Below are 22341 nucleotides of genomic sequence, written 5' to 3' on the forward strand. Positions count from 1 at the left end.
GGTGAAGCTGCAGCGTCAATAACGGAAAATCGGATGGCGTGCGCGAAAAAATGCGCGTTTACCCGGTCCTGCGGCGCGGCGTCAGCGGCAGGCCGGGCCGATAATTCGGAATATGGCGAAAAAGGCCGTCATCATGACGCGGCTTTTAGCAATGTGAAGACGCCATGAAAAGGCCCCGACGCTACGCGCCGTCGGCAAAGGTCAGTTCGCGATCGAGACCGGACAGGGGCTGCAGGGCGGAGAGGATCGCACGCGCCTCCTCGGCGTCCCTGCGCATCTGCTCCGTCAGGGCTTCCAGGGTGTCGAATTTCTCCTCGTCGCGCAGGAACGCGCACAGCGCGACCGTGCAGGTCTCGCCATAGATCTCCTCGTCGAATCCGAAGACATGGGTCTCCAGCAGCGCGGCTCCGTCCTCGTCCACGGTCGGCCGGCGCCCGAAGCTGGCCACGCCGTCATGGATCGAACCGTCCGCGCGGATGAACCGGACCGCATAGATGCCGTGGCGAAGCATGACGTCGTCCGGCAGCGCCATGTTCGCGGTGGGAAAACCGAGCGTGCGGCCGAGCTGCTTGCCGCGCACGACCTCGCCGGCCACCCGGTAACGGTAGCCGAGCAGGTCGTTGGCGCCCGCGAGGTCGCCCGAGCCCAGTCGCTCGCGTACCCGGCTCGACGAGACGACCTCGGCGACCTCGTCGCGGAACGCATCGACAAGCGTGACGTGGAAGCCGCGCGTCTCGCCCGCCTCCATCAGGAAGGCCGGACCGCCCTGGCGGTTCCTGCCGAAATGGAAGTCGAAGCCCGTGACGACCTGCCGCGCGGCAAACCCGCCGACCAGGATCTCGTCGACGAACTGGTCGGCCGTCAGCCCGGCAAACTCGCGCGTGAAAGCCAGCTCGACAACACCATCGAAGCCCAGCCGGCCGAGAATGTGGGCCTTCATCGCCGCGGGCGTGATGCGGAACAGGGGACGGTCGGGCTGGAACAGCCGGCGCGGATGCGGCTCGAAGGTCAATACCAGCGCCGGGCAATCATGTTCGCGCGCGAAGCCGAGCGCCGTTTCCAGCACCGTCTGGTGGCCGCGATGCACGCCGTCGAAATTGCCGATGGCGATGACGGCGCCGCGCAGCCGGTCGGGAAGATCCTGCAGGGACGAATATCGAAACGTCACGGCAGCTCCGTTCATGCGAGATTCTTCATCGTGGCGACCGGATGCGCACCGAAACCGTCGAGATGGGCGGCAAGCTTCTCGGGGTCCGGATTGCCCGGCGTCCCGTATTCGCGCGCATGAATGCCGTCGGAAATGAACAGGAGGTCGATGCCGTAATCCATCGCGCCCTTGACGTCCGTGGTCAGGCCGTCACCGATGGCAAGAACGCGGTCGCGCCCGACCTCACGGCCGAGCACCTTGGCCGCGCGTGCCATCGCCTCGCGGTAGATCGGGGCATGCGGCTTTCCGGCGATCAGCGTGCGCCCGCCCATCAGCCCGTAGTCCTTGGCCAGCGCACCGGCGCAGTAGATCAGCCGGTCGCCCCGCTCGACGACAATGTCCGGATTGGCGCAGATGAAAGGCAGGTTGCGGGCGCGCAGGCGCTGCAGCAGTTCCCCGTAATCCGCCGGCGTCTCGGTATTGTCATCGAAAAGCCCGGTGCAGACCACGGCCGATGCCTCGCGCTCCTCGACCAGTTCCACGTCGAGTCCGTCATAGAGCGAGGTATCGCGGTCCGGCCCGATATGGAACACCAAGCGGGCGCCCTCGCTGATCAGCGCGCGCGTCACGTCGCCGGAGGTGACGATGTCGTCATACGCCTCATCCGGCACGCCAAGGCTCGCCAGCTGCTCGGATACCGGTCCGGCGGGCCGGGGCGCGTTGGTGATCAGCACGACCGCCTTGCCCGCCTCCCGGGCCGCGGCGAGCGCCTTCCATGCCGCCGGCCAGGACCGCACGCCGTTGTGGAGCACGCCCCATACGTCGCAAAACACGGCGTCGTAACCGCCGGAAATCTCAGCCAGGTTCGCGATCTGACGTATGTCCAAGGCCCAACATCCCGCTCGTAGTGCGGCGCGCGGCCGCCATTTCCCTTCACCGACGTCAAAGTGCCGGTTCCTGCCGGTCGGATTAGAGCGTTTCGGCCGCAAATGGAAGCCACAGCATCGCCCCGCCGCGCCCCGATTTCGTTAACGGGCGGTGAAAGCGGCACAGCGAATGCGGGTGTCGTCGTGAACCCGAAAAAAAGCAGCCGCTGGTATGCACGATTCTCCGAACGGATGCCGTGACCGATGGAAAGTTTGCGCCAGATAGGATTGTGGGGCGGCGCAAGAAGGACCGTCCAGCGTACCCGCCATGCACTCGGCGGTTACCGGCGAAACGTGGCCGGTGCCACCGCCATGGAATTCGGCATGATCGCTCCGGTCTTCCTGTTCCTCGTCTTCACCATCATCGAGACGTCGGTTTACTACTACAAGCAGAGCCACCTGAAATACGTCCTCAGCCAGGCCGGGCGCGGACTGCAGACCGGAGAAATCCAGAAGAGCGACACGCCGAAGGACGATTTCGATGCCGTCGTATGCGACACGGCGGAGATCGTATTCGACTGCTCCAAGGTCCATCTCGACGTGCGGTCGTTCGCAACCGTTGCCGACGTCACGTTTCCCGATCCCGCATTCGACGAGAACGGCAAGCCGACCAATTTCGTCTTCCAACCGGGGGGAACGTCCCAGATCACGGCGATGCGGGCCTCGGCGACGCACAAGTTCATCACGCCCTTCCTGACCGACATCCTGCAGCCCGACGGCAAGCCGGTCATCCTGGTCGGGTTCTCGATTTTCAAGAACGAGCCGTTCTGAGGTCGCGATGGGCATTCTGCACAAACATTATTGGCCGATCCGGATCTTGCGCATGCAAGCGACGAGGCTTGCCGCCGACCGGCGCGGCGTGGCGGCGACCGAGTTCGTTCTCCTGCTGCCGGTGATCCTGCTGATGTCCTTCGGCCTGGCAGAGGTCTATGTTGAACACGCGACCGAGGACCAGTTCCGCCGATACGTGCACCAGGCCGGAGACCTGCTCGCCCGCGAACCGACGCTGACAACGGCTTCCATCACGACAATCCTCAACGCCGCCGACCAGATGATCGAGGGCTTCGACCCGGACCACAAGATCGACATCCACGTCTCCTCCATCGGCTTCAAGGCGGATGGCACACCGGTCCTGTTGTGGACGCGTTCGGCCGGGGGCGCGCCCCGGGTCTTCGGTGTCGAGGAGGTCACGGGCATGGGCCTGCCGGCAGACACCGTGCTGCGACTGGAGGCGCACATGACCTATTCGAGCCCGTTCAACTTCATCTGGGAATCCGATTCCCGCGAAATCTCGACCGTCGTCTATTTCCGGCCGCGCGAAACGCGCGCGATCGCGATGGACGGCAATGTCTCCGAAACCGATCCCGACTGGGATTACATCCCGCCGGAATGATTGTCCGGGAGGCGCCGACATGAACAAAGACATGAACCGCAACCGACCTGTCCCGACACGCCGAAACAAGCGCCTGCTGGAGCGGCTGCGCGACCTGTTGGACGATGGCCGCGGCGCGATGGCGGTGAATTTTGCCATACTGCTCATTCCGCTGCTCGGCGCGGTGGGCTTCTCCATCGACGGTTCGCGGTTCCTGCTGACGCAGTATCACCTGCAATCGGCGGTCGACGCCGCGGCGCTGGCCGTGGCGACCGTCTACGAGGATCAGGACACGATCGACGCGCTGGCCGAGAAATTCGTCGAACAGAATTTCACGCTCGACGATGCCGCCCTGACCTCGGTTTCCACCAGCACTTCCGGCGACGAGATCACCGTGAACGGCCAGGCCTCGATGGAGACGCTGTTCATGTCGATCTTCGCGGTCACGGAAGTCGAGGTGGCGGTGACGACGACCGTGAAGCGCGCCGGCGGCGGCCTGCTCGTCAGCCTGGTGCTCGACAATACCGGTTCGATGTGGAGCGGTTCGAAGATCGAGGCCCTGCGCAGCGCCTCGGACATCCTGGTCGACGCGGTCTTCGACGGCGAAAGCGACCCGGAGGATCTCCGCGTCGCCATCGTGCCCTATGCATCCGTGGTCAATCCGGGCGAGGAGGCGGAATCGATCGTGGATCCCTCCCACCCCTATGGCGAGCGCGACCCGGACGACAAGACCAAGTGGAAGGGTTGCGTGCTGGAACGCAGCGGCGCCAACTCGATCGCCGACACCGGACCAGACGTCGAGAAGTGGCAGCCGTTCTGGTATCCGGATGACGACGACAACGATTACGACCTCGACGACCCGGACTCGATCATCCCCGGCGGCGAGCGCGATTCCAACGGCATCACCGGCCCGAATATCGGCTGCCCGACCCCGATCACACCCCTGACCAATTCCTACGCCACCGTCTCGGCGGCCGTCGACGCGCTGACGGCCTGGAACCGCGGCGGCACCCTCGGCGACATCGGCATGGCCTGGGGTATCCGCACGCTATCGCCCGGCGAGCCGTTCGACGAAAGCACGGAGATCGACCCGAAGACAGGGGCGACGCTGTGGGACAGCCCACGCTGGCGCAAGGCGATCATGATCATGACCGATGGCGACAACCTGTTCTACGACCTGCCCGGCGATGCCGGGCCGAACAAGGCCCACCCCGGCGCTTCCGACTATACCGGCTACGGCCGACTCGGCGAGGCGCAGGCCAACGAGATATTCCACACGACGAACAAGAACACGGCCAAGGGAATCGTCGACCAGCGGCTGAAGACGCTGTGCACGACGGCGAAAAACCAGGACATAATCGTCTACACGGTGACCTTCGGATCCAGCCCGAGCTCGAGTACGAAAACGCTGTTCCAGGACTGCGCCACCGATCCCGGCAAGTACTACCATGCGCCCGGCAGGGCGACGCTGGAGAGCGCCTTCGGTGCCATCGGCGCCGAGCTGTCCAAGCTGCGCATCGTCAAGTAGCGGCCTGCGGTCGCCGCCCGGATCGGTGGCGGCCGCGTTTACCATGTTCTCCGCATGGCCGGCCCATCCTTGACTCGGCCTGTCGGCGTCACTATGTCCTCCCCGCTAGCACTCGACAGGAGCGAGTGCTAATAGATTTCACGCCAACATTTACAAGGTACAGGTCAATGGCAGAGATGAAATTCCGTCCGTTGCACGACCGCGTCGTCGTGCGCCGCGTCGAATCCGAGGAAAAGACCGCAGGCGGCATCATCATCCCGGATACCGCAAAAGAGAAGCCGTCGGAAGGCGAAGTTGTCGCCGTCGGTCCGGGCGCGCGCGACGAGAACGGCAAGCTGGTCGAACTCGACGTCAAGGTCGGCGACCGCATCCTGTTCGGCAAGTGGTCGGGCACGGAAGTCAAGATCAACGGCGAAGACCTTCTGATCATGAAGGAAGCCGACATCATGGGAATCGTCGGCTGAGGCCGGAACCCGTCATCCTTTCCAGTAAGTTCTGATTGGGCGAAAAGCCCGGGAGTTATCCAACCATGTCAGCCAAAGAAGTCAAATTCGGCCGTACCGCGCGCGAGCGCATGCTGGACGGCGTCAACATCCTCGCCGACGCGGTGAAGGTCACGCTCGGCCCCAAGGGCCGCAACGTCGTCATCGACAAGTCCTTCGGCGCGCCGCGCATCACCAAGGACGGCGTTTCCGTCGCCAAGGAAATCGAGCTCGAGGACAAGTTCGAGAACATGGGCGCGCAGATGCTGCGCGAGGTCGCTTCCAAGACCAACGACATCGCCGGTGACGGCACCACCACCGCGACCGTTCTCGCCCAGTCCATCGTCCAGGAAGGCCACAAGGCCGTTGCCGCCGGCATGAACCCGATGGACCTGAAGCGCGGCATCGACCTCGCCGTTTCGGAAGTCGTCGCCGAGCTGCAGAAGAAGGCAACCAAGATCAAGACCTCCGAGGAAGTCGCCCAGGTCGGCACCATCTCGGCCAACGGCGAGAGCGAAATCGGTTCGATGATCGCCGAGGCGATGCAGAAGGTCGGCAACGAGGGCGTCATCACCGTCGAGGAGGCCAAGACCGCCGAGACCGAGCTGGAAGTCGTCGAGGGCATGCAGTTCGACCGCGGCTACCTCTCGCCCTACTTCGTGACCAATCCGGAAAAGATGGTCGCAGAGCTCGAAGACCCGTACATCCTGCTGCACGAGAAGAAGCTTTCCAACCTGCAGGCCATGCTGCCGGTTCTCGAATCCGTCGTGCAGTCCTCGCGTCCGCTGCTCATCATCGCTGAAGATGTCGAGGGCGAGGCCCTGGCCACGCTCGTCGTCAACAAGCTGCGCGGCGGCCTGAAGATCGCTGCCGTCAAGGCTCCGGGCTTCGGCGACCGTCGCAAGGCCATGCTCGAGGACATCGCCATCCTCACCGGCGGCCAGGTGATCTCCGAGGATCTCGGCATCAAGCTCGAGAACGTCACGCTCGACATGCTCGGCACGGCCAAGAAGGTCTCCATCACCAAGGAAGAGACCACGATCGTGGACGGCGCCGGCGAGAAGTCCGACATCGAGGGCCGCGTCAACCAGATCAAGGCCCAGATCGAGGAGACCACCTCCGACTACGACCGCGAGAAGCTGCAGGAGCGCCTTGCCAAGCTCGCCGGCGGCGTCGCGGTGATCCGCGTCGGCGGTGCGACCGAGGTCGAGGTGAAGGAGCGCAAGGACCGCGTCGACGACGCCCTGAACGCGACCCGCGCGGCCGTCGAGGAAGGCATCGTCCCGGGCGGCGGCACCGCGCTGCTGCGCGCATCGGGTGCGCTGTCGGTCAAGGGCGCGAATGCCGACCAGGACGCCGGCATCAACATCGTCCGCCGCGCACTGCAGGCTCCGGCTCGCCAGATCGCGACCAACGCGGGCGAGGAAGCCTCCATCGTCGCCGGCAAGATCCTCGACCAGGCGTCGGACACCTACGGCTTCAACGCCCAGACCGGCGAATATGGCGACATGATCAAGATGGGCATCGTCGACCCGGTGAAGGTCGTGCGCACGGCCCTGCAGGATGCAGCCTCGGTTGCCGGCCTGCTGATCACGACCGAAGCCATGATCGCGGAGCTTCCGAAGAAGGAATCCGCTGCCCCGGCAATGCCCGACATGGGCGGCATGGGCGGCATGATGTAAGCCTCGCGCTTGGCATCAGCCATTCTTTCGGGAAGGCCGGGCAATCGCCCGGCCTTTTCCTTTTCGCGCGAACCGCCGCCCGGCAGCGCCCTATCCACACTTTTCCCCAGATGCACGCCCGGCGTCACACAACGTTCATCGAAACGTCAAGATAAGTTCAACGGACTCTCCTAGCCCCTGCCGAAGCGTTCCAATCGTGGAACGTCCTCAGGAGGGAACAACATGATCCGTCACATGCTCGCAGCAGGCATATTGCTGTCTTCTTCCGTTTCCGTCTTCGCGGAAACCGAGATCGAATGGTGGCACGGAATGGGCGGCCATCTCGGCGATGTCGTCAACCGGATCGCCGAGGGCTTCAACGAAAGCCAGGACGAGTACAAGATCACCCCCGTCTTCAAGGGTTCCTACGAGGAAACCCTGACGGCCGCCATCGCGGCATTCCGCGCCGGCGAACAGCCCAACATCGTCCAGGTATTCGACGCCGGTGCCGCGACCGTAATCGGCGCCAAAGGCGCGACCGTACCGGTCCAGGACCTTCTCCAGGCAAACGGTGTCAACTTCGACATCGAGGACTACATCCCGGGCGTCCGCTACTTCTACGCCGATGCCGACGGCAAGATGATCGGCATGCCGTTCAACTCGTCGTCGCCGGTCATGTACTACAATGCCGACGCCTTCAAGAAAGCCGGCGTCCAAGTGCCGGAAACCTACGAGGAATTCGAGGAGATCGCGCCGAAGCTCAAGGAAGCCGGCTATATCCCGCTCGTCCAGACGCACCTGCCCTGGGAATTCGTCGAGAACTTCCACTCGCGCCACAACCTGCCGTTCGCCACCAACGAGAACGGCTACACCGGCGCCGAGGGCACGAAGATCCTGATCAACTCGCCCGAGATGAAGCATCACTTCACCAGGGTGAAGGCGTGGCTCGACGAAGGCCTGTTCGGCTTCTTCGGGACCGGATGGGATGACAACAAGGCCCAGTTCGTCGACCAGAAGGCCGCCATGTATATCGGCTCCTCCGGCGACTTCGGCGGCCTGACCGCCCTCGACCTGCCGTTCGAATGGTCCAACACCTTCCTGCCCTACTGGTCCGAGATCACCGGCGGCGAGGGCTACCAGACCTTCATCGGCGGTGCCTCGCTGTTCGCCATGGCCGGCCATCCGGACGAGGAGAACGCCGCGACGGCGAAGTTCTTCGAATACCTGACCTCGCCGGAAGTCCAGTACATGTGGCACCGCGAGACGGGCTATGTGCCGATCACGACGGCCGCCTACGAGATGGCCCGGGAAGACGGCCACTACGAGCGTTTCCCGGCAGCCGAAACCGGCATCAAGCAGCTGTCGCTGCGCGCCGGCGAGAACACCAGGGGCTACCGCATGGGCTTCTACGTCCAGATCCGCGACGTCGAAAACCGCGAACTCGCCCGCTTCCTGAACGGCGAAACCTCGATCGATGACGCCCTGGCGACCATCGAGAAGGAAGGCAACGAGCTGCTGGGCCGCTTCGCCCAGACGCTGAACTAGCCATCCCTCGCACTCCCGCCGGCGGTCGCATCGGGCGGTCGCCGGCTCCACCATTGCACGAGGCACGACTTGAAACGCGCGGTTTTCACGACACGATGGCTGCCGATCCTGCTGCTTCTGCCGCAGCTGTCGATCATCGCCCTTTTCTTCTACTGGCCAGCATTCCAGGCGCTGCGGTCGTCCTTCTATCTCGAGGACCCGTTCGGCTTCGGTTCCACTTTCGTCGGGCTGGAGAACTACCTGCGGCTGTTCCGCAGCGACGAATACCTCAAGACGGCCTGGTTCACCGTGGTCTTCTCCGTGCTGGTCACATTCTTCTCTCTGGCCATCGCGCTCCTGCTCGCGGTCAAGGCCGACGGCGTGATCCGGGGCGCGAAGACCTACCGTACGCTGCTGATGTGGGTCTATGCCGTGGCCCCGCCCGTCGCCGGCTTCATCACGCTGATCGTGTTCAACCAGCGCTGGGGTCCGCTGACCGAGTTTTTCGCGCTGTTCGGCTGGGACTTCCGCGTACGACTGGACTATTTCGATACCGCCTTCGCGATGATCGTCGCATCGGTGTGGAAGCAGATTCCCGTCAATTTCATCTTCTTCCTGTCCGGACTGCAAAGCATTCCGCGCGCCATCCGCGAGGCGTCCATGATCGACTGCAAGTCGGGTCTCCGGCGCTTCTTCACGGTCACCTTCCCGCTGCTGGCGCCGACGGGCTTCTTCCTGCTGATCATCAACATCACCTACTCGCTGTTCGACACGTTCGGAATGATCGACACGATCCTGCGCAACAATGTCGGCGATAACCCGATCACGCTTGTCTACAAGGTCTATCTCGACGGCTTTCGCGGACAGGATATCGGCGGGTCGTCGGCGCAGTCGGTCGTGCTGATGGTGCTCGTTCTCATCCTCACCCTCTTCCAGTTCCGGCTGGTCGAGCGGCGCATCCACTATTCCTGAGCGAGCCAAGGCCATGACAGATATCACCGATGCACACTTCACCGCCGCCCCGGCAGTCGCCGCCAGGCCGGCAAGGCGGCGCCTGCGCTGGGGCGCGGTCGCCGATCACGCCATCCTGATCGCGGGCGCGCTCTTCATGATGGCGCCGATCGCGATGCTGCTGCAGATGAGCACCGTGCCCGACGCCGAGATCATGCAGCACGGGCCGTCGCTTTCGATCGGCAACCAGTTCGGTCCGAACTTCGAGAAGGCGATGTTCGGTTCGATGAGCTTCTCCGGCAGCAATTCCGGGCTCACCATGTTCATGAACTCGCTGATCCTCGGGGTAGGCTTCGCCATCGGCAAGATCGTCATCTCGCTGTGCGCGGCCTATGCGATCGTGTATTTCCGGCTGCGCCTTGCCACGCTGGCTTTCTGGCTGATCTTCACGACGCTCCTGCTCCCGCTCGAGGTCCGCATCGTCCCCTCCTACGAGGTGACGCAGAAGCTCGGGCTGCTGAACACCTATACGGGCCTCATCGTGCCGCTGATCGCCTCGGCGACCGCGACGTTCTTCTTTCGCCAGTTCTTCATGTCCGTGCCGGACGAGCTGGTGGAGGCGGCCCGGATCGACGGCGCCGGCCCGGTGAAGTTCTTCATCGACATCCTGGTCCCGCTGTCACGCACGATGATCGCGGCGATCTTCATCATCATGTTCGTCTATGGATGGAACCAGTATCTCTGGCCGACGATGATCGTCACCGACGAGAGCAAGTTCACGCTCGTCCAGGGCATCAAGCAGATCACCCAGGGCCTCGAAGGCAACCACATCCCGGAATTCGGCCGCTCCAACCTGCTCGCGATCCTCGCGATCCTGCCTCCGGTCGCGATCGTGATCTTCTTCCAGGGCTGGTTCGTCAAGGGTCTGACAGAAAGCGACAAGTGAGGCCACCATGGCACAAGTGAAAATCGACAACGTAAGCAAGGAATATCAAAGCGGCCTGCGCGCGGTGAGCGAGGTCTCTCTCGACATCCGGGCCGGAGAGTTCATCGTTCTGGTCGGGCCTTCCGGCTGCGGCAAGTCCACGCTGCTGCGCATGGTCGCCGGGCTGGAAACGGTCACGGAGGGCGAGATCGGCATCGGCGACCGCGTCATGAACGACGTCGATCCGGCCGACCGGGACATCGCCATGGTGTTCCAGAACTACGCGCTCTACCCGCACATGTCCGTACGCAACAACATGGCCTACGGGCTGAAGAACCGCGGCATGAGCAAGGCGGACATCGAAACGCGCGTGGCGGAAGCGGCGGCGATCCTGCGGCTGGAGGAATATCTCGACCGCAAGCCGAAACAGCTTTCCGGCGGCCAGCGCCAGCGCGTCGCCATGGGTCGCGCCATCGTGCGCGAGCCGGCGGCCTTCCTTTTCGACGAGCCGCTCTCCAATCTCGACGCCAAGCTGCGGGTCGACATGCGCGGCGAGATCAAGCAGTTGCAGAAGCGCTTGGGCACCACGTCGATCTACGTGACTCACGACCAGCTCGAGGCGATGACCATGGCGGACCGGATCGTGGTTCTCAATGGCGGACGGGTCGAGCAGATCGGCAGCCCTCTCGACGTCTATCGCAACCCTCAATCCGCCTTCGTGGCGAGCTTCATCGGCTCCCCGGCGATGAACCTCGTGCCGGCGCGAGGCGAAAACGGCAACCTTGTCATCGGCGACCAGACGGTCGCGATGTCCAACGGTCACGCGGTGGCTGACGGCCCGGTCACCTTCGGCGTTCGTGCAGAGGACGTCAGCCTTGCCGGAACCGGCGAAAAGGCGGACTTGGAACTCGTCATCGACTATGTCGAGGAACTGGGCGCCGGACGCCTCGTGCACGGGCGCGTCGGCGGCGAGCGCCTGGCCGTCTCCCTGCCTTCCGGCGAACCACTTTCGGACCGGGTCGGCCTGAAGCTCGACCGCGAGCGCGTACACCTGTTCGATCCCGAATCGGGCAAGCGTCTCTAGCCCCAAAATCGCCGGTCGGCCTCCGCCCGGATCGGCCGCGCCGTCCCTTCCCGGGAAAAAGTCTGCGGCTGCATGGGTGCCATGCAGCCTTTTCTATTGCAATGCAGCATTAAATCGTTTCAAAGGGACGCACCCACAACAAGGACCAAATCATGACACGAGCGACGCTTGCCGCGCTCGCCGGCCGCTTTCCGCTTGCCGGCCGCGAGCCCGGCACCTTTGCCCTTCTCAATCCGAAAACGGTCAGAACCGAGCTTCTTTCAGGCCTCACGGTCGCGCTCGCGCTTGTTCCCGAGGCAGTGGCTTTCGCCTTCGTGGCCGGCGTGCATCCGCTTGTCGGCCTCTATGCCGCCTTCATGGTCGGCCTCGTCACCGCCGTCCTCGGCGGACGGCCCGGAATGATCTCCGGCGCCACCGGCGCGCTGGCCGTCGTCATGGTTTCGCTGGTAGCCGAGCACGGTGTCGAATACCTGTTCGCGACCGTGGTGCTCATGGGCATACTGCAGGTGCTGGCCGGCGTGTTCCGGCTCGGCAAGTTCATCCGCCTGGTGCCGCATCCCGTCATGCTCGGCTTCGTCAACGGTCTGGCCATCGTCATCTTCATGGCGCAGCTCGGCCAGTTCAAGGTGGCCGGAGCCGACGGCGCCATGCAATGGATGACCGGCTGGCCCCTCGTCACCATGCTCGGCCTCGTTGCCGCGACCATGGCGATCATCTGGGCGACCCCGAAACTGACCGGCGTCATCCCGGCACCCCTGGCCGGGATCGCGATCGTCGCGGCAATCGTCATCGCCTTCGGGATCGACGTGCCGCGTGTCGGCGACCTCGCGTCCATCGAGGGCGGCCTGCCGACCTTCCACATCCCGATGGTTCCGCTCACCCCGGAAACGCTTTCCGTCATCATCCCCTATGCGGTCATCCTCGCCGCTATCGGCCTCATCGAGAGCCTGCTGACGCTGAACCTGGTGGGCGAGATCACCGGGCAACGCGGCGGCGCATCGAAGGAATGCATCGCCCAGGGCACGGCCAATCTCCTGACCGGCTTCTTCGGCGGCATGGGCGGCTGCGCGATGATCGGCCAGTCGATGATCAACGTGAAGTCCGGCGGTCGCACGCGGCTTTCCGGCATCGCGGCGGCGCTGTTCCTGCTCGCCTTCATCATGGTCGGCTCGGCACTGATCGAGCAGATCCCGCTCGCCGCGCTGGTCGGCGTGATGTTCATGGTGGTTATCGGCACCTTCGCCTGGCAGACGCTCAAGATCCTCGGGCGGATACCGCTCACCGACGCCATCGTGATCGTGCTGGTGACGGTCGTAACCGTGATCACGGACCTCGCCGTCGCCGTCGTCGTCGGCGTGATCGTGTCGGCGCTGGCCTATGCGTGGAACAACGCGACACGCATCCATGCCCGCAGCCACGTCACGCCGGAGGGCGCCCGGGTGTACCAGATCGAGGGGCCACTGTTCTTCGGCTCGGCCGAGGGATTTGCCGAGATATTCGATCCGGCCGGCGACCCGCAGACGGTAATCGTCGATTTCATGAACAGCCGTGTCGCGGACCAGTCTGCGCTGCAGGCCATCGAGGATCTCGCCTCGAAATACGAGGCGCGCGGCAAGACCCTCGTGCTCAGGCACCTGTCGCATGACTGCCACCGGCTGCTCAAACGCGCGGGCCAGCTGATGGTGGATTCCGACGACGACCCGGACTACGGCATCGCCGTCAACTATTCGGTGAAGACCGGCGTGTTCGGCGGCGGGCACTAGAGCGACCAATATATACAGGCGTTGCAATTTGTTGTGACGCCTGTACTCCTAGCAAGCCTTGTCGAAAATCGTTTCGCTGGTAGTCTTTTTCGCACTCTCTGCAATATACTTTTGCGGGATTGAGTGCTGGGAGGGCGAAATGACGATTGATATCGCAACAAAAAGGCCCAGAGACGGGGGCGGACTTCAATGCGAATTCAACATACTTGAATCGCTTGGTTATGTGATTTTATGGATAATCCTTTGCATTTTTACAATCGGAATAGGATTGTTCGTAATGCCGTACTACTTCTATAAGGCGATTCTGAACAAGACATGGATCGTCAACGCATCCGGCGAGAAGATTTACAGATTTCAGTGCGATCTAAACATTTTCGAGATGATTGGACATATCATCCTCTGGATCATTCTCACAGTCATTACTCTCGGTATTGCGCTGATTTTTTACTACTTCAGAACACTCCGGCTTTGCATAAACAGAACCTATCTACAGCGTATCTAAAGACGCTGCATAAACAAGACGGCGGGCGCTAGTGCCCGCCCGTTGCCGGTTCTAGCGCACGATCACCTTCGTGCCGACGCCGACGCGTCCGTAAAGGTCGATCACGTCCTCGTTGCGCATGCGAATGCAACCCGACGAGACGGCCTGGCCGATCGTCCACGGCGCGTTGGTGCCGTGGATGCGATAGAGCGTCGAGCCGAGATAGAGCGCGCGTGCGCCGAGCGGGTTGGCCGGCCCGCCTGCCATGAAGACCGGCAGTATCCGGCCCTTGGCCTTCTCGCGCTTGATCATCTCTGCGGGCGGACGCCAGGACGGCCACTCGGCCTTGCGGGTGATCTTGTGCGTTCCGGCCCACTCGAAGCCCGGCTTGCCGACGCCGACGCCGTAGCGACGGGCGGTGCCGTTCTCCCCGACCAGGTAGAGAAAGCGATCGACCGTGTCGATGACAATCGTGCCCGGTGCCTCCGGCCCGTGATAGGCGACGGTCTGCGGCAGGAAGACCGGATCCAGCTCGAAGCCTTGCGTGGGGTTGGCCGGGCGCGGCGCGGAAACCGTCTGGACCCGGGGTGCCGTGCGTACCGGCGGCGCGGCGCGCTTCGCCGGCCGGACAATCACCTTCTTCGCGTTCGAGCGTACCGAATTGCCCGTGATAGACCGCTGCGAGTTGAGCTGCATCACCCACGGGGCGGCGAGGTCGGGGCTGAGCACCACCGGCGGCTTGGAGCGGTAACGCTCCTGCGCGGTCGCGGGAAGGGCGAAAATGAAACAGGCGGCGATCGCCGCCAGAAGGCGTATCGGTTTCATCGGACGTACTCTCTACCAGGCGTCACCACAGCCGACATGACCTGTCAGCAGCTTTCACATCCGAGGATGACGCATCGGAACCACCCAATTATGAATCGTGAGCCGCTAAAAGGCCAATTCGGGCGTCAATCTGCTGTCAAGGTTACCACCGGGTTGCCACAGATGGTAAACGGGAAATGAACGACGAGGAGGCTACATCCGTGGACGGACTGACCGAAGGGCCGGACGGCAGGCTGCGTTGCGCCTGGCATGGCAATCTGGACGACTATCTCGCCTACCACGACAGGGAATGGGGCCGCCCGGTCGACGACGACATCCGGCTGTTCGAGAAGATCTGCCTGGAAGGCTTCCAGGCCGGCCTGTCCTGGCTCACCATCCTGCGCAAGCGCGAGAATTTCCGCGCTGCCTTCGCCGGTTTCGATTTCGAGGCGGTCGCCCGGTTCGGCGAGGCCGATATCGAACGACTGATGCAGGACGCCGGGATCGTCCGCCATCGCGGCAAGATCGCCTCCACGATCAACAACGCCCGGCGCGCACTGGAACTGCGCGACGAGTTCGGTTCGCTGGCTGCCTATTTCTGGTCGCACGAGCCGCCCGCCTCGGAACGGCCCGCCGTGATCGACTGGCCGACCCTGAAGGCGATGCCGACGACGCCGACATCCACCGCGATCTCGAACGATCTGAAAAAGCGCGGCTGGTCGTTCGTCGGGCCCACGACGGTCTATGCCTTCATGCAGGCGATGGGACTGGTCAACGACCATCTCGAAGGCTGTTGCTGCCGGGAAGAGGTCGAGGCGGCGCGCACGGCGTTCCGTCGGCCGGGACGGTGATGGCCGCCGGAAACATGGTTAACAAAATATTGCTGTAGATACCTGCATTCGCCATAGTATGCTGCCGGCCAAGGACGGAAATAATCCGCCATACAGGAGGCAGTCATGAATATCGCAACATTCGCAGGCGCCGCGATCGCGGCCTGCCTGCTCGCAATGCCCGCCAAAGCCGCGGCTTTCAGCCCGATATCGGTCGAGCCGGTCCGCGGCATGACCTCGCAGGACGGCGATACCGCAGTCCGGAAAGTCGGCTATCGCAACGGCGGATACGCGAAGTTCCACGGCGGCATCAGCTATACCGGCGAGTACGGGCTGAAATACGCGCCGAGCTACTGGCGCAAGCGCCATCACGGGCACGACGTGAACGTCAACATCTATGTCGAGCGGAGCAAGCGCCCCAAAAGCCGGCGAGGCGCGCAACCGCTGATCATTGAGCTGCCCCGCTAGGGGCCGGCTAGCCGCCCATCAGGTCAAGAAGATCCGGGCCGATAGCGCCCTCGATCTTCAGCAGCCTCCGCTTGGTCTCGGTTCCGCCCGGGGCCGAGAAGCCGGTCATTGTTCCCCCCGCCCCGACGACGCGGTGGCACGGCACGACGATGGGGAACGGATTGTTGCCGAGCGCCTGGCCGACCCGGCGAGACAGGGCGACATCGCCCAGTTCGCGCGCGATCTCGCCATAGGTGCGGATCTCGCCCGGCGCGATCCGCCGCGTCAGGTCGTAGACACTGCGCTCGAAATCGCCGACGCCGCCGAAATCGAGCGGCGCTTCCCCGAAACGGGCGTCCCCGCCGTCGGAAAGCTTCCGGATACCCGAAATCACCGTCGCGATCGCCTCCGGCGCCTCGGCGGCCTCGACCGCGCCAGCGGCGCGACGGCGAAGGCGAGCGAGCGTCCCGTCGTCATCGACTTCCGGAAAGCTGACGGCGACAATCCCGCCCGCGCCCCAGGCGATGCCGCAGCGGCCGAGGGCAGTGTCGAACAGCATGACGGAGGTTTCGCTCATGGCATCCCTTAACACGCTTCGCGCCTCCGGTGCATGTCCACGTGCCTCCGGCGGCAGCCGGTCAGTCCCTTCGGCCCCAGCGCTCCGCGAATAGGAGTTCGTCCAGCGGCAATCGCTGCCGCCAGCCCTTGATCGCGAGTTCCGGCTCCCGGTACAGCCGGTCGACATGACCGACGCACAGATAGGCGACGATCTCGACATGTGCCGGGATGGCGAGCAGCTCCTTCAGCTCGCTGTCGCGGTAGATGCTGACCCAGCCGACGCCGACGCCCTCGGCACGCGCCGCCAGCCACAGGTTCTGCACGGCGCAGGCGGTCGAATAGAGGTCCATCTGCGGATTGTGGGTGCGCCCCAGCACCACCTTCCCGCCCCGGGTCCGGTCGCAGGTCACGCAGATGTTGACCGGCGCCTTGAGAATGCCCTCGAGCTTGAGCGATCGATAGAGTTCCCGCCTCTCGCCCTCGAACATTTCCGCGGCCTCGTCATTTGCCGAACGGAACAGCTCGGCGACGCGTTCGCGTCGCGCGCGATCGCGTATCACGATGAAGTTCCACGGCTGCATGAAGCCGACCGAGGGCGCCCGATGGGCGGCTTCCAGCAACCGGCGCAGCAACGCATCGGAAAGTTCGTCGGACAGAAACTGGTCGCGCACGTCGCGGCGGGTTTCTATGGCGCGATAGACGGCCTGGCGGTCGGCTTCGGGAAAGGCACCGGCGGGCGCAGGATGAAGGTCTCGATCTTCGAGCATCGTTTGTTCCCCAACAACGCTTGATGCAACCGCACCGCCGTCCGCGCGGTGCGGTCCGATCCGCCTGGCCGGTCTTCTGACTCGGGTTCATCCGGTTCGCGCGGCCTTCCCGGCGCCGCCAGTGGCCGGGACGGCAAGCCGCCCCGATGCGCGTTCCGTCCCCCTCACAGCGTTGGGCACGTTCCCGGTTCGCACGGGATTCCCGATTCTCCCGCGATGCGGGCACCAGGCCGGTCCCATAGACCACAGGGCGCGCGGCCCGGCAAGCGGAGACGCGGCCTCGGATACGTCGTCGCGATGACGGCCGTCGTCTTGCGGCAAGTGGGCCGGTCTTGTAGGGAAGGCGCGACCCAGCATATCCCTGCCAGACAGGCCTTCCCATGTCCGACAAGAAACAGAAGAAACAGCAGAAACTGAAAGCGCGGCTGCCGCGCGGCTTCGTCGACCGTTCGCCGGCCGACATCCGCGCCACCGACGAGATGGTCGCCAAGATCAGGGCGGTCTACGAGCGCTACGGTTTCGATCCCGTGGAGACGCCGATCTTCGAATATACCGACTGCCTCGGCAAGTTCCTGCCCGACCAGGACCGCCCCAACGAGGGCGTGTTCTCGGTGCAGGACGACGACGAGCAGTGGATGAGCCTGCGCTACGACCTGACCGCGCCGCTGGCCCGTCACGTCGCCGAGAACATCAACACGATCCAGCTTCCCTACCGCACCTACCGGGCCGGATGGGTGTTCCGCAACGAGAAGCCGGGACCGGGCCGGTTCCGCCAGTTCATGCAGTTCGACGCCGACACGGTCGGCGCGCCGGGCATCCAGGCGGATGCCGAGATGTGCATGATGATGGCCGACACGATGGAGGCGCTGGGGATCGCCCGCGGCGACTACGTGATCCGTGTAAGTCATCGAGACTTGCTCGAAGGGCAGCTTGACGCCACATACGTCATAGACGGACTACAAAGGCTTCAAGCGCTAAGGAATGCCGACAAACGTGATCGTCTCGGTATCTCCGGCGTCTGGCAATTGAATGCTGAGGGCCGAAGGGACGAAAGCGGAGCATTCGTCGAAGGTGCGAAAATCGTCAATACAGCGAATACCGCCATCACTGCGACAATCAGCGCCTCATTTTCAGATATTTCGATTGATGACGATACCATTTCCATCAGGATCGATCCAAATGTAAGAGAGGTTATCGTTGAGGGAATTGGCGGCAGCCACAGTACGGACAACAATGAAATCATCATAGATGATTCCACTAGCTCTGTACGCATCCGAGCGACGGGCGACACTACAAAAATAAAGAAGGCCCAAAGTGAGCTACAACAGCTTCAGGGTCTGTTCGAGTCAGCAGGCTATGGCCCCGACCGTATCCGCATCGACCCCTCGGTCGTCCGCGGCCTCGAATACTACACCGGCCCGGTCTACGAGGCGGAACTCCTCTTCGACGTCACCAACGAGAAGGGCGAGACGGTGCAGTTCGGCTCGGTCGGCGGCGGCGGGCGCTATGACGGGCTGGTGAAACGCTTCACCGGGCAGGACGTGCCGGCGACCGGTTTCTCCATCGGCGTGTCGCGGCTGATGACGGCGCTCAAGAACCTCGGCAAGCTCGGCCGGGAGGAAATGGTCGCGCCGGTTCTCGTCACCGTCATGGACGGCGACACGGAGGCGCTCGGCCGCTACCAGAAGATGGTGCAGGACCTGCGCGCCGCCGGCATCCGTGCCGAGATGTACCAGGGCAACTGGAAGAAGTTCGGCAACCAGCTCAAATATGCCGACCGGCGCGGCTGCCCCATCGCGATCATCCAGGGTTCCGACGAGCGCGCCGCAGGCAAGCTGCAGGTCAAGGACATGATCGAAGGCCGCAGGCAGGCCGCCGCGATCGCCTCCAACGAGGAATATCGCGAGGCCCGGCCCGGCCAGTTCGAGATCGCGGAAACCGACCTGGTCGCCGAAGTCGCGAAACTCCTCGCCCACCAGGCCGAGGACCGGGCAAAGGACGGGAACTGACCCTTGAACGCCCTTCGCTCATTCTCGGCCCGTGCCGACATCGAGACCATCCTCGCCCAGCTGGGCGCGGAGCGGCTCGACGTGCCGGTGCTGCAGCCGGCCGACCCCTTCCTGGACACCGCCGGCGAGGAACTGCGCCGCCGCATCTTCCTGTCGGAAAGCGAGACCGGCGAAACCTTGTGCCTGAGGCCGGAATTCACCATTCCCGTCTGCCTGCACCATATCGGTGCCGGCGAATCCGCCCCGCGCCGCTACGGCTATGTCGGCACGGTGTTCCGGCAGCGCCGTGCGGGCGGCAACGAGTTCCTGCAGGCCGGGATCGAGGACATAGGCAATACGGACAGCGCCCCTGCCGACGCCCGCTCGCTGGCAGACGCCCTTGCCTTCCTGGAGGCGCTCGGCGTCAGTGCGCCGACCGTGACCACGCTGGGCGACCAGGCGGTATTCAACGCGGTCATTGCCGGCCTCGGTCTGCCGCAGGGCTGGGCGGTGCGGCTCAGCCACGCCTTCGGCGACCGCGCGACGCTCGACGCGACACTCGACGCGCTGGCCGTGCCACCGCCCCCGCCCGAAGTGCCGGCCGACATTCTCGAACCGTGCGAGGCGCGTGACCGCGCGGCACTCGTCAACGCACTGTCGATGCGGCTGCGTATCGCCGGGCTGGAAAACTCCGGCGGTCGCGACGCCGACGAAATCGCCGACCGGCTGATCGCCCGCTTCGACGCGGCAGAGATCGCGCCGGACGAGAAGGCGCTCGCCACGCTGCGCACCTTTCTCTCCATCAGCGCTCCGCTGAACGAGGCCGCCGGTGCGCTGGCCGGTTTCGCCGAGGCTGCCGGCCTCGATCTGTCCGATGCCATTGCCGCCTTCGGCGCCCGCGCGACGGAAATGGAAAAGGCTGGCGTCGATACCGCCGCCATTTCCTACGACGCCGCCTTCGGACGCGCGCTCGACTACTACACCGCGCTTGTCTACGAGATCGCCACGGCGGACGGCCTCGTGCTGGCCGGCGGCGGGCGTTACGACAGGCTGCTGACCATGCTCGGCGCGGGTAGCGACGTGCCGGGCGTCGGCTTCTCGGTCTGGCTCGACCGCGTTGCCGCGCTGACGGGAGGCGACGCATGAGCACCCGCATCACCATCGCCATTCCCTCCAAGGGCCGGCTGAAGGAAGAGGCGCTGAAGCGCATGGAGGCTGCCGGCTACGGCGTCGAGCCGCCGAAGGATGCGCGCACCTACCGCGCCGCCGTCGCCGGTCACCCGAATGTCGAGGTCGCCTTCCTGTCGGCCTCCGAAATCGCACGCGAACTCGGCAAGGGCTCAATCGATCTCGGGATCACAGGGGAGGACCTCGTACGCGAGGGCCTGCCGGACAGCGAAAACCGCGTGACACGCCTGGCGCAACTGGGCTTCGGCCATGCCGATGTCGTCGTCGCGGTGCCGGAACCCTGGTTCGACGTGGAGACCATGGCCGATCTTGGCCTCGTCGCCGCCGACTTCCGCCAGCGGCACGGACGGCGGCTGCGTATCGCCACGAAATACTGGCGCCTGACGCAGAAGCATTTCTCGCAGACGCACGGGATCCAGCTCTACCGCATCATCGAGAGCCTCGGCGCCACCGAGGGTGCCCCGGCGGCCGGCCAGGCCGACGTGATCGTCGACATCACGTCGACCGGTTCGACGCTGCGGGCAAACCACCTGAAAGTGCTGAAAGACGGCGTGATCCTGCAGTCGCAGGCCTGCCTGTTCGCGCCCACCCCCGGAACGGACGATCCGGATCGCCGTGAGACCGTCGCCGCGCTGGCCGGGGCGCTCGGCGCCTGAGACGAAAAAGCCGCGCGGGAAGAGGACAAACGGCGCGGCTCTCCCGTTCCGGAAGCGTATCAGCGGGCCGCTGCCCCGCCCTGCATCGACGCGGACAGGACCGCCGCGACCTCGGTCGACGACTTGCCGGATGCCTCGGCGATGGCGTTGAGCGTGTCCTCGGTCGAGGCCACGCTGAAACCCTTTTCCCGCAGGCTCTCGGCAAGTCCCTCGCCATCCTGTCCGAAGACGGGCGCGACGACGCTGATCGGCGCGTTCTGCATCGCCCTCACCATCGCGAATTCGGGCCGTCCGCCCGGCCCGCCGGTCGTGCCCGACGTCATTGCCGGCAATGCAAAGGCGACGCCGGCGACAAGCGAGACCGCCAGCGCGACCGCCATGGCGGGACGCTTGAAATAGTTGGCGAAGGGGCGCCAGTTCTTCCACAGATGCAGCACGAAGGGCAGGATCAGGACCATCGAAAGCCACTCGTGCATGGAGTGGAAATAGGCGGAGCCGAGATGGAAAAACAATGCGACGCCGGAAACCAGCGACACGACGAAAAGGCCGGTGATCAGGGGCGTGGCGTAGCGTGAAAGAAACGATGGCATGGAACTAACCTCTTGAATGTGCGGGCGGAAACTAGCGCCCCGTCCGATGCCGTGTCCCGTTACAAATAGGAAAGGTTGCGCGTGCCGCATGGCAGGCATTCAGCCGGAGAATGGCAATGAAAAAAGGCGGGGCTGAAGCCCCGCCGCTCATTCGGACGCCATGCGTCGGTCAGGCAAGGGCCGTCCTGGCCGTGCCGAGCTTTGCGTCGACGGACAGCGTTCCTGCCCCTGCAACAGCAAGCGACAGGAAGCCGCCGGCGATCGCCAGGTTCTTCATGAAGGAGATCATCTGCATCTGGTCTTCCGGCTGGAAATGGAAGACGAAGCCGGCAAAGACGCAGAATGCGGCCAGCAGCCAGGCCGCCTCGCGGGTGCGGAAGCCGACCAGTATGGCAAGTCCGGCCACGAGTTCGAAAATCGCGGCAGCCCAGGCAAGCAGCGTCGCCGCCGGCAGGCCCACGGATGCGATGTAGCCGGCAGTGCCGTCGATGGCGAAGAGCTTGCCCCAGCCGGACATGATGAAGATGACGGCAAGCAGGATGCGCGCCAGGAGAAGGGTGATTGCGTTGGACATTGTGCATTCCTCGATTGATGGTGGCCGCGGAACATATGCCCCCGCGGCAACACCGCAATCCGCCAATACCGCGACAGTTCGTTCACCAATCAAGA

The 22341-nt window shown here is 64.2% G+C and carries 23 protein-coding genes and 1 riboswitch; of the genes, 16 read left to right on the plus strand and 7 right to left on the minus strand.

Annotation, left to right across the window (positions count from 1 at the left end; translation table 11 throughout):
* Positions 1-181 precede the first annotated feature (181 nt).
* Positions 182-1183, minus strand: a complete 1002-nt coding sequence (locus HTY61_RS12495; RefSeq protein WP_175277106.1) for a bifunctional riboflavin kinase/FAD synthetase — start codon at positions 1181-1183, stop codon at positions 182-184.
* Positions 1180-2034, minus strand: coding sequence for a TIGR01459 family HAD-type hydrolase (locus tag HTY61_RS12500; RefSeq protein WP_175277107.1), 855 nt, complete (start codon positions 2032-2034; stop codon positions 1180-1182). The genes HTY61_RS12495 and HTY61_RS12500 overlap by 4 nt, the downstream gene beginning before the upstream one ends.
* Positions 2035-2277: 243 nt before the next feature.
* Between HTY61_RS12500 and HTY61_RS12505 the strand changes: the two genes are divergently transcribed.
* The 11 genes from HTY61_RS12505 to HTY61_RS12555 all read left to right on the plus strand — a co-directional run bounded on the left by HTY61_RS12505 (position 2278) and on the right by HTY61_RS12555 (position 13865).
* Positions 2278-2844, plus strand: coding sequence for a TadE/TadG family type IV pilus assembly protein (locus HTY61_RS12505; RefSeq protein WP_175277108.1), 567 nt, complete (start codon positions 2278-2280; stop codon positions 2842-2844).
* Between the two features lie 52 nt (positions 2845-2896).
* Positions 2897-3466, plus strand: a complete 570-nt coding sequence (locus HTY61_RS12510; protein WP_175277109.1) for a TadE/TadG family type IV pilus assembly protein — start codon at positions 2897-2899, stop codon at positions 3464-3466.
* Positions 3467-3485: 19 nt separating this feature from the next.
* Positions 3486-4973: a TadE/TadG family type IV pilus assembly protein gene (locus HTY61_RS12515; RefSeq protein ID WP_175277110.1), complete on the plus strand. Its 1488-nt coding sequence runs from the start codon at positions 3486-3488 to the stop codon at positions 4971-4973.
* A 167-nt stretch (positions 4974-5140) separates the two neighbouring features.
* Positions 5141-5437, plus strand: coding sequence for a co-chaperone GroES (gene groES, locus HTY61_RS12520; protein ID WP_175277111.1), 297 nt, complete (start codon positions 5141-5143; stop codon positions 5435-5437).
* A 65-nt stretch (positions 5438-5502) separates the two neighbouring features.
* Positions 5503-7137 (plus strand): chaperonin GroEL, encoded by a 1635-nt coding sequence (groL, locus tag HTY61_RS12525; protein ID WP_175277112.1) that lies wholly within the window; start codon positions 5503-5505, stop codon positions 7135-7137.
* A 222-nt stretch (positions 7138-7359) separates the two neighbouring features.
* Entirely contained in the window at positions 7360-8661 is a 1302-nt protein-coding gene (locus tag HTY61_RS12530; RefSeq protein WP_175277113.1) for an extracellular solute-binding protein, read from the plus strand.
* Between the two features lie 69 nt (positions 8662-8730).
* Positions 8731-9612, plus strand: coding sequence for an ABC transporter permease subunit (locus tag HTY61_RS12535; protein WP_175277114.1), 882 nt, complete (start codon positions 8731-8733; stop codon positions 9610-9612).
* A gap of 136 nt (positions 9613-9748) precedes the next feature.
* Positions 9749-10537 carry an ABC transporter permease subunit gene (locus HTY61_RS12540; protein ID WP_246273042.1) on the plus strand — a complete coding sequence of 263 codons (789 nt, stop codon included), beginning with the start codon at positions 9749-9751 and terminating at the stop codon, positions 10535-10537.
* 7 nt (positions 10538-10544) lie between these two features.
* On the plus strand, positions 10545-11600 hold the full coding sequence (locus HTY61_RS12545) for an ABC transporter ATP-binding protein (protein ID WP_175277116.1): 1056 nt from the start codon (positions 10545-10547) through the stop codon (positions 11598-11600).
* A gap of 152 nt (positions 11601-11752) precedes the next feature.
* Positions 11753-13363 (plus strand): SulP family inorganic anion transporter, encoded by a 1611-nt coding sequence (locus HTY61_RS12550; protein WP_175277117.1) that lies wholly within the window; start codon positions 11753-11755, stop codon positions 13361-13363.
* A gap of 58 nt (positions 13364-13421) precedes the next feature.
* Entirely contained in the window at positions 13422-13865 is a 444-nt protein-coding gene (locus HTY61_RS12555; protein WP_343045194.1) for a DUF6693 family protein, read from the plus strand.
* Positions 13866-13916: 51 nt separating this feature from the next.
* Here HTY61_RS12555 and HTY61_RS12560 read toward each other — a convergent pair whose 3' ends face one another.
* Entirely contained in the window at positions 13917-14669 is a 753-nt protein-coding gene (locus tag HTY61_RS12560) for a L,D-transpeptidase (RefSeq protein ID WP_175277119.1), read from the minus strand.
* A gap of 176 nt (positions 14670-14845) precedes the next feature.
* Here HTY61_RS12560 and HTY61_RS12565 point away from each other — a divergent pair, with 176 nt between their 5' ends.
* Both HTY61_RS12565 and HTY61_RS12570 read left to right on the plus strand, forming a co-directional pair.
* Positions 14846-15499, plus strand: a complete 654-nt coding sequence (locus HTY61_RS12565; RefSeq protein WP_175277120.1) for a DNA-3-methyladenine glycosylase I — start codon at positions 14846-14848, stop codon at positions 15497-15499.
* Positions 15500-15604: 105 nt separating this feature from the next.
* Positions 15605-15946, plus strand: coding sequence for a hypothetical protein (locus HTY61_RS12570; RefSeq protein WP_175277121.1), 342 nt, complete (start codon positions 15605-15607; stop codon positions 15944-15946).
* Positions 15947-15953: 7 nt separating this feature from the next.
* On the opposite strand, the gene HTY61_RS12575 is transcribed toward HTY61_RS12570, so the two are convergent.
* Together HTY61_RS12575 and bluB are read right to left on the minus strand one after the other, a co-directional pair.
* The gene (locus HTY61_RS12575) at positions 15954-16502 is read right to left on the minus strand and encodes a methylated-DNA--[protein]-cysteine S-methyltransferase (protein ID WP_175277122.1); all 549 of its coding nucleotides are present in this window, start codon (positions 16500-16502) and stop codon (positions 15954-15956) included.
* A 61-nt stretch (positions 16503-16563) separates the two neighbouring features.
* Positions 16564-17250, minus strand: a complete 687-nt coding sequence (gene bluB, locus HTY61_RS12580; protein WP_175277123.1) for a 5,6-dimethylbenzimidazole synthase — start codon at positions 17248-17250, stop codon at positions 16564-16566.
* Positions 17251-17299: 49 nt separating this feature from the next.
* Positions 17300-17495: riboswitch (cobalamin riboswitch) on the minus strand.
* A 135-nt stretch (positions 17496-17630) separates the two neighbouring features.
* Between bluB and hisS the strand changes: the two genes are divergently transcribed.
* The 3 genes from hisS to hisG are packed head-to-tail and all read left to right on the plus strand — an operon-like array spanning position 17631 to position 21082.
* Positions 17631-19259, plus strand: a complete 1629-nt coding sequence (gene hisS / locus HTY61_RS12585) for a histidine--tRNA ligase (RefSeq protein ID WP_175277124.1) — start codon at positions 17631-17633, stop codon at positions 19257-19259.
* Positions 19260-19262: 3 nt separating this feature from the next.
* Positions 19263-20384, plus strand: coding sequence for an ATP phosphoribosyltransferase regulatory subunit (locus HTY61_RS12590; RefSeq protein ID WP_175277125.1), 1122 nt, complete (start codon positions 19263-19265; stop codon positions 20382-20384).
* Entirely contained in the window at positions 20381-21082 is a 702-nt protein-coding gene (gene hisG / locus HTY61_RS12595; protein ID WP_175277126.1) for an ATP phosphoribosyltransferase, read from the plus strand. Before HTY61_RS12590 ends, hisG begins: the two co-directional genes overlap by 4 nt.
* A 59-nt stretch (positions 21083-21141) precedes the next feature.
* Here the strand turns inward: hisG and HTY61_RS12600 are convergent, their stop codons facing one another.
* Both HTY61_RS12600 and HTY61_RS12605 read right to left on the minus strand, forming a co-directional pair.
* Positions 21142-21672, minus strand: a complete 531-nt coding sequence (locus HTY61_RS12600; protein WP_175277127.1) for a DUF4405 domain-containing protein — start codon at positions 21670-21672, stop codon at positions 21142-21144.
* 169 nt (positions 21673-21841) lie between these two features.
* Positions 21842-22246, minus strand: a complete 405-nt coding sequence (locus HTY61_RS12605; RefSeq protein ID WP_175277128.1) for a DoxX family protein — start codon at positions 22244-22246, stop codon at positions 21842-21844.
* Positions 22247-22341 lie beyond the last annotated feature (95 nt).

The organism is Oricola thermophila (genome assembly GCF_013358405.1).
Lineage (GTDB): Bacteria > Pseudomonadota > Alphaproteobacteria > Rhizobiales > Rhizobiaceae > Oricola > Oricola thermophila.

Bases quoted from the DNA above. Each gene is read 5' to 3' on its own strand.
- HTY61_RS12495 (WP_175277106.1), bottom strand. From the start codon at position 1,183: ATGAACGGAGCTGCCGTGACGTTTCGATATTCGTCCCTGCAGGATCTT.
- HTY61_RS12505 (WP_175277108.1), top strand. From the start codon at position 2,278: ATGGAAAGTTTGCGCCAGATAGGATTGTGGGGCGGCGCAAGAAGGACC.
- HTY61_RS12510 (WP_175277109.1), top strand. From the start codon at position 2,897: ATGCAAGCGACGAGGCTTGCCGCCGACCGGCGCGGCGTGGCGGCGACC.
- HTY61_RS12515 (WP_175277110.1), top strand. From the start codon at position 3,486: ATGAACAAAGACATGAACCGCAACCGACCTGTCCCGACACGCCGAAAC.
- groES (WP_175277111.1), top strand. From the start codon at position 5,141: ATGGCAGAGATGAAATTCCGTCCGTTGCACGACCGCGTCGTCGTGCGC.
- groL (WP_175277112.1), top strand. From the start codon at position 5,503: ATGTCAGCCAAAGAAGTCAAATTCGGCCGTACCGCGCGCGAGCGCATG.
- HTY61_RS12530 (WP_175277113.1), top strand. From the start codon at position 7,360: ATGATCCGTCACATGCTCGCAGCAGGCATATTGCTGTCTTCTTCCGTT.
- HTY61_RS12540 (WP_246273042.1), top strand. From the start codon at position 9,749: ATGATGGCGCCGATCGCGATGCTGCTGCAGATGAGCACCGTGCCCGAC.
- HTY61_RS12545 (WP_175277116.1), top strand. From the start codon at position 10,545: ATGGCACAAGTGAAAATCGACAACGTAAGCAAGGAATATCAAAGCGGC.
- HTY61_RS12550 (WP_175277117.1), top strand. From the start codon at position 11,753: ATGACACGAGCGACGCTTGCCGCGCTCGCCGGCCGCTTTCCGCTTGCC.
- HTY61_RS12560 (WP_175277119.1), bottom strand. From the start codon at position 14,669: ATGAAACCGATACGCCTTCTGGCGGCGATCGCCGCCTGTTTCATTTTC.
- HTY61_RS12565 (WP_175277120.1), top strand. From the start codon at position 14,846: ATGAACGACGAGGAGGCTACATCCGTGGACGGACTGACCGAAGGGCCG.
- HTY61_RS12570 (WP_175277121.1), top strand. From the start codon at position 15,605: ATGAATATCGCAACATTCGCAGGCGCCGCGATCGCGGCCTGCCTGCTC.
- HTY61_RS12575 (WP_175277122.1), bottom strand. From the start codon at position 16,502: ATGAGCGAAACCTCCGTCATGCTGTTCGACACTGCCCTCGGCCGCTGC.
- bluB (WP_175277123.1), bottom strand. From the start codon at position 17,250: ATGCTCGAAGATCGAGACCTTCATCCTGCGCCCGCCGGTGCCTTTCCC.
- hisS (WP_175277124.1), top strand. From the start codon at position 17,631: ATGTCCGACAAGAAACAGAAGAAACAGCAGAAACTGAAAGCGCGGCTG.
- hisG (WP_175277126.1), top strand. From the start codon at position 20,381: ATGAGCACCCGCATCACCATCGCCATTCCCTCCAAGGGCCGGCTGAAG.
- HTY61_RS12600 (WP_175277127.1), bottom strand. From the start codon at position 21,672: ATGCCATCGTTTCTTTCACGCTACGCCACGCCCCTGATCACCGGCCTT.
- HTY61_RS12605 (WP_175277128.1), bottom strand. From the start codon at position 22,246: ATGTCCAACGCAATCACCCTTCTCCTGGCGCGCATCCTGCTTGCCGTC.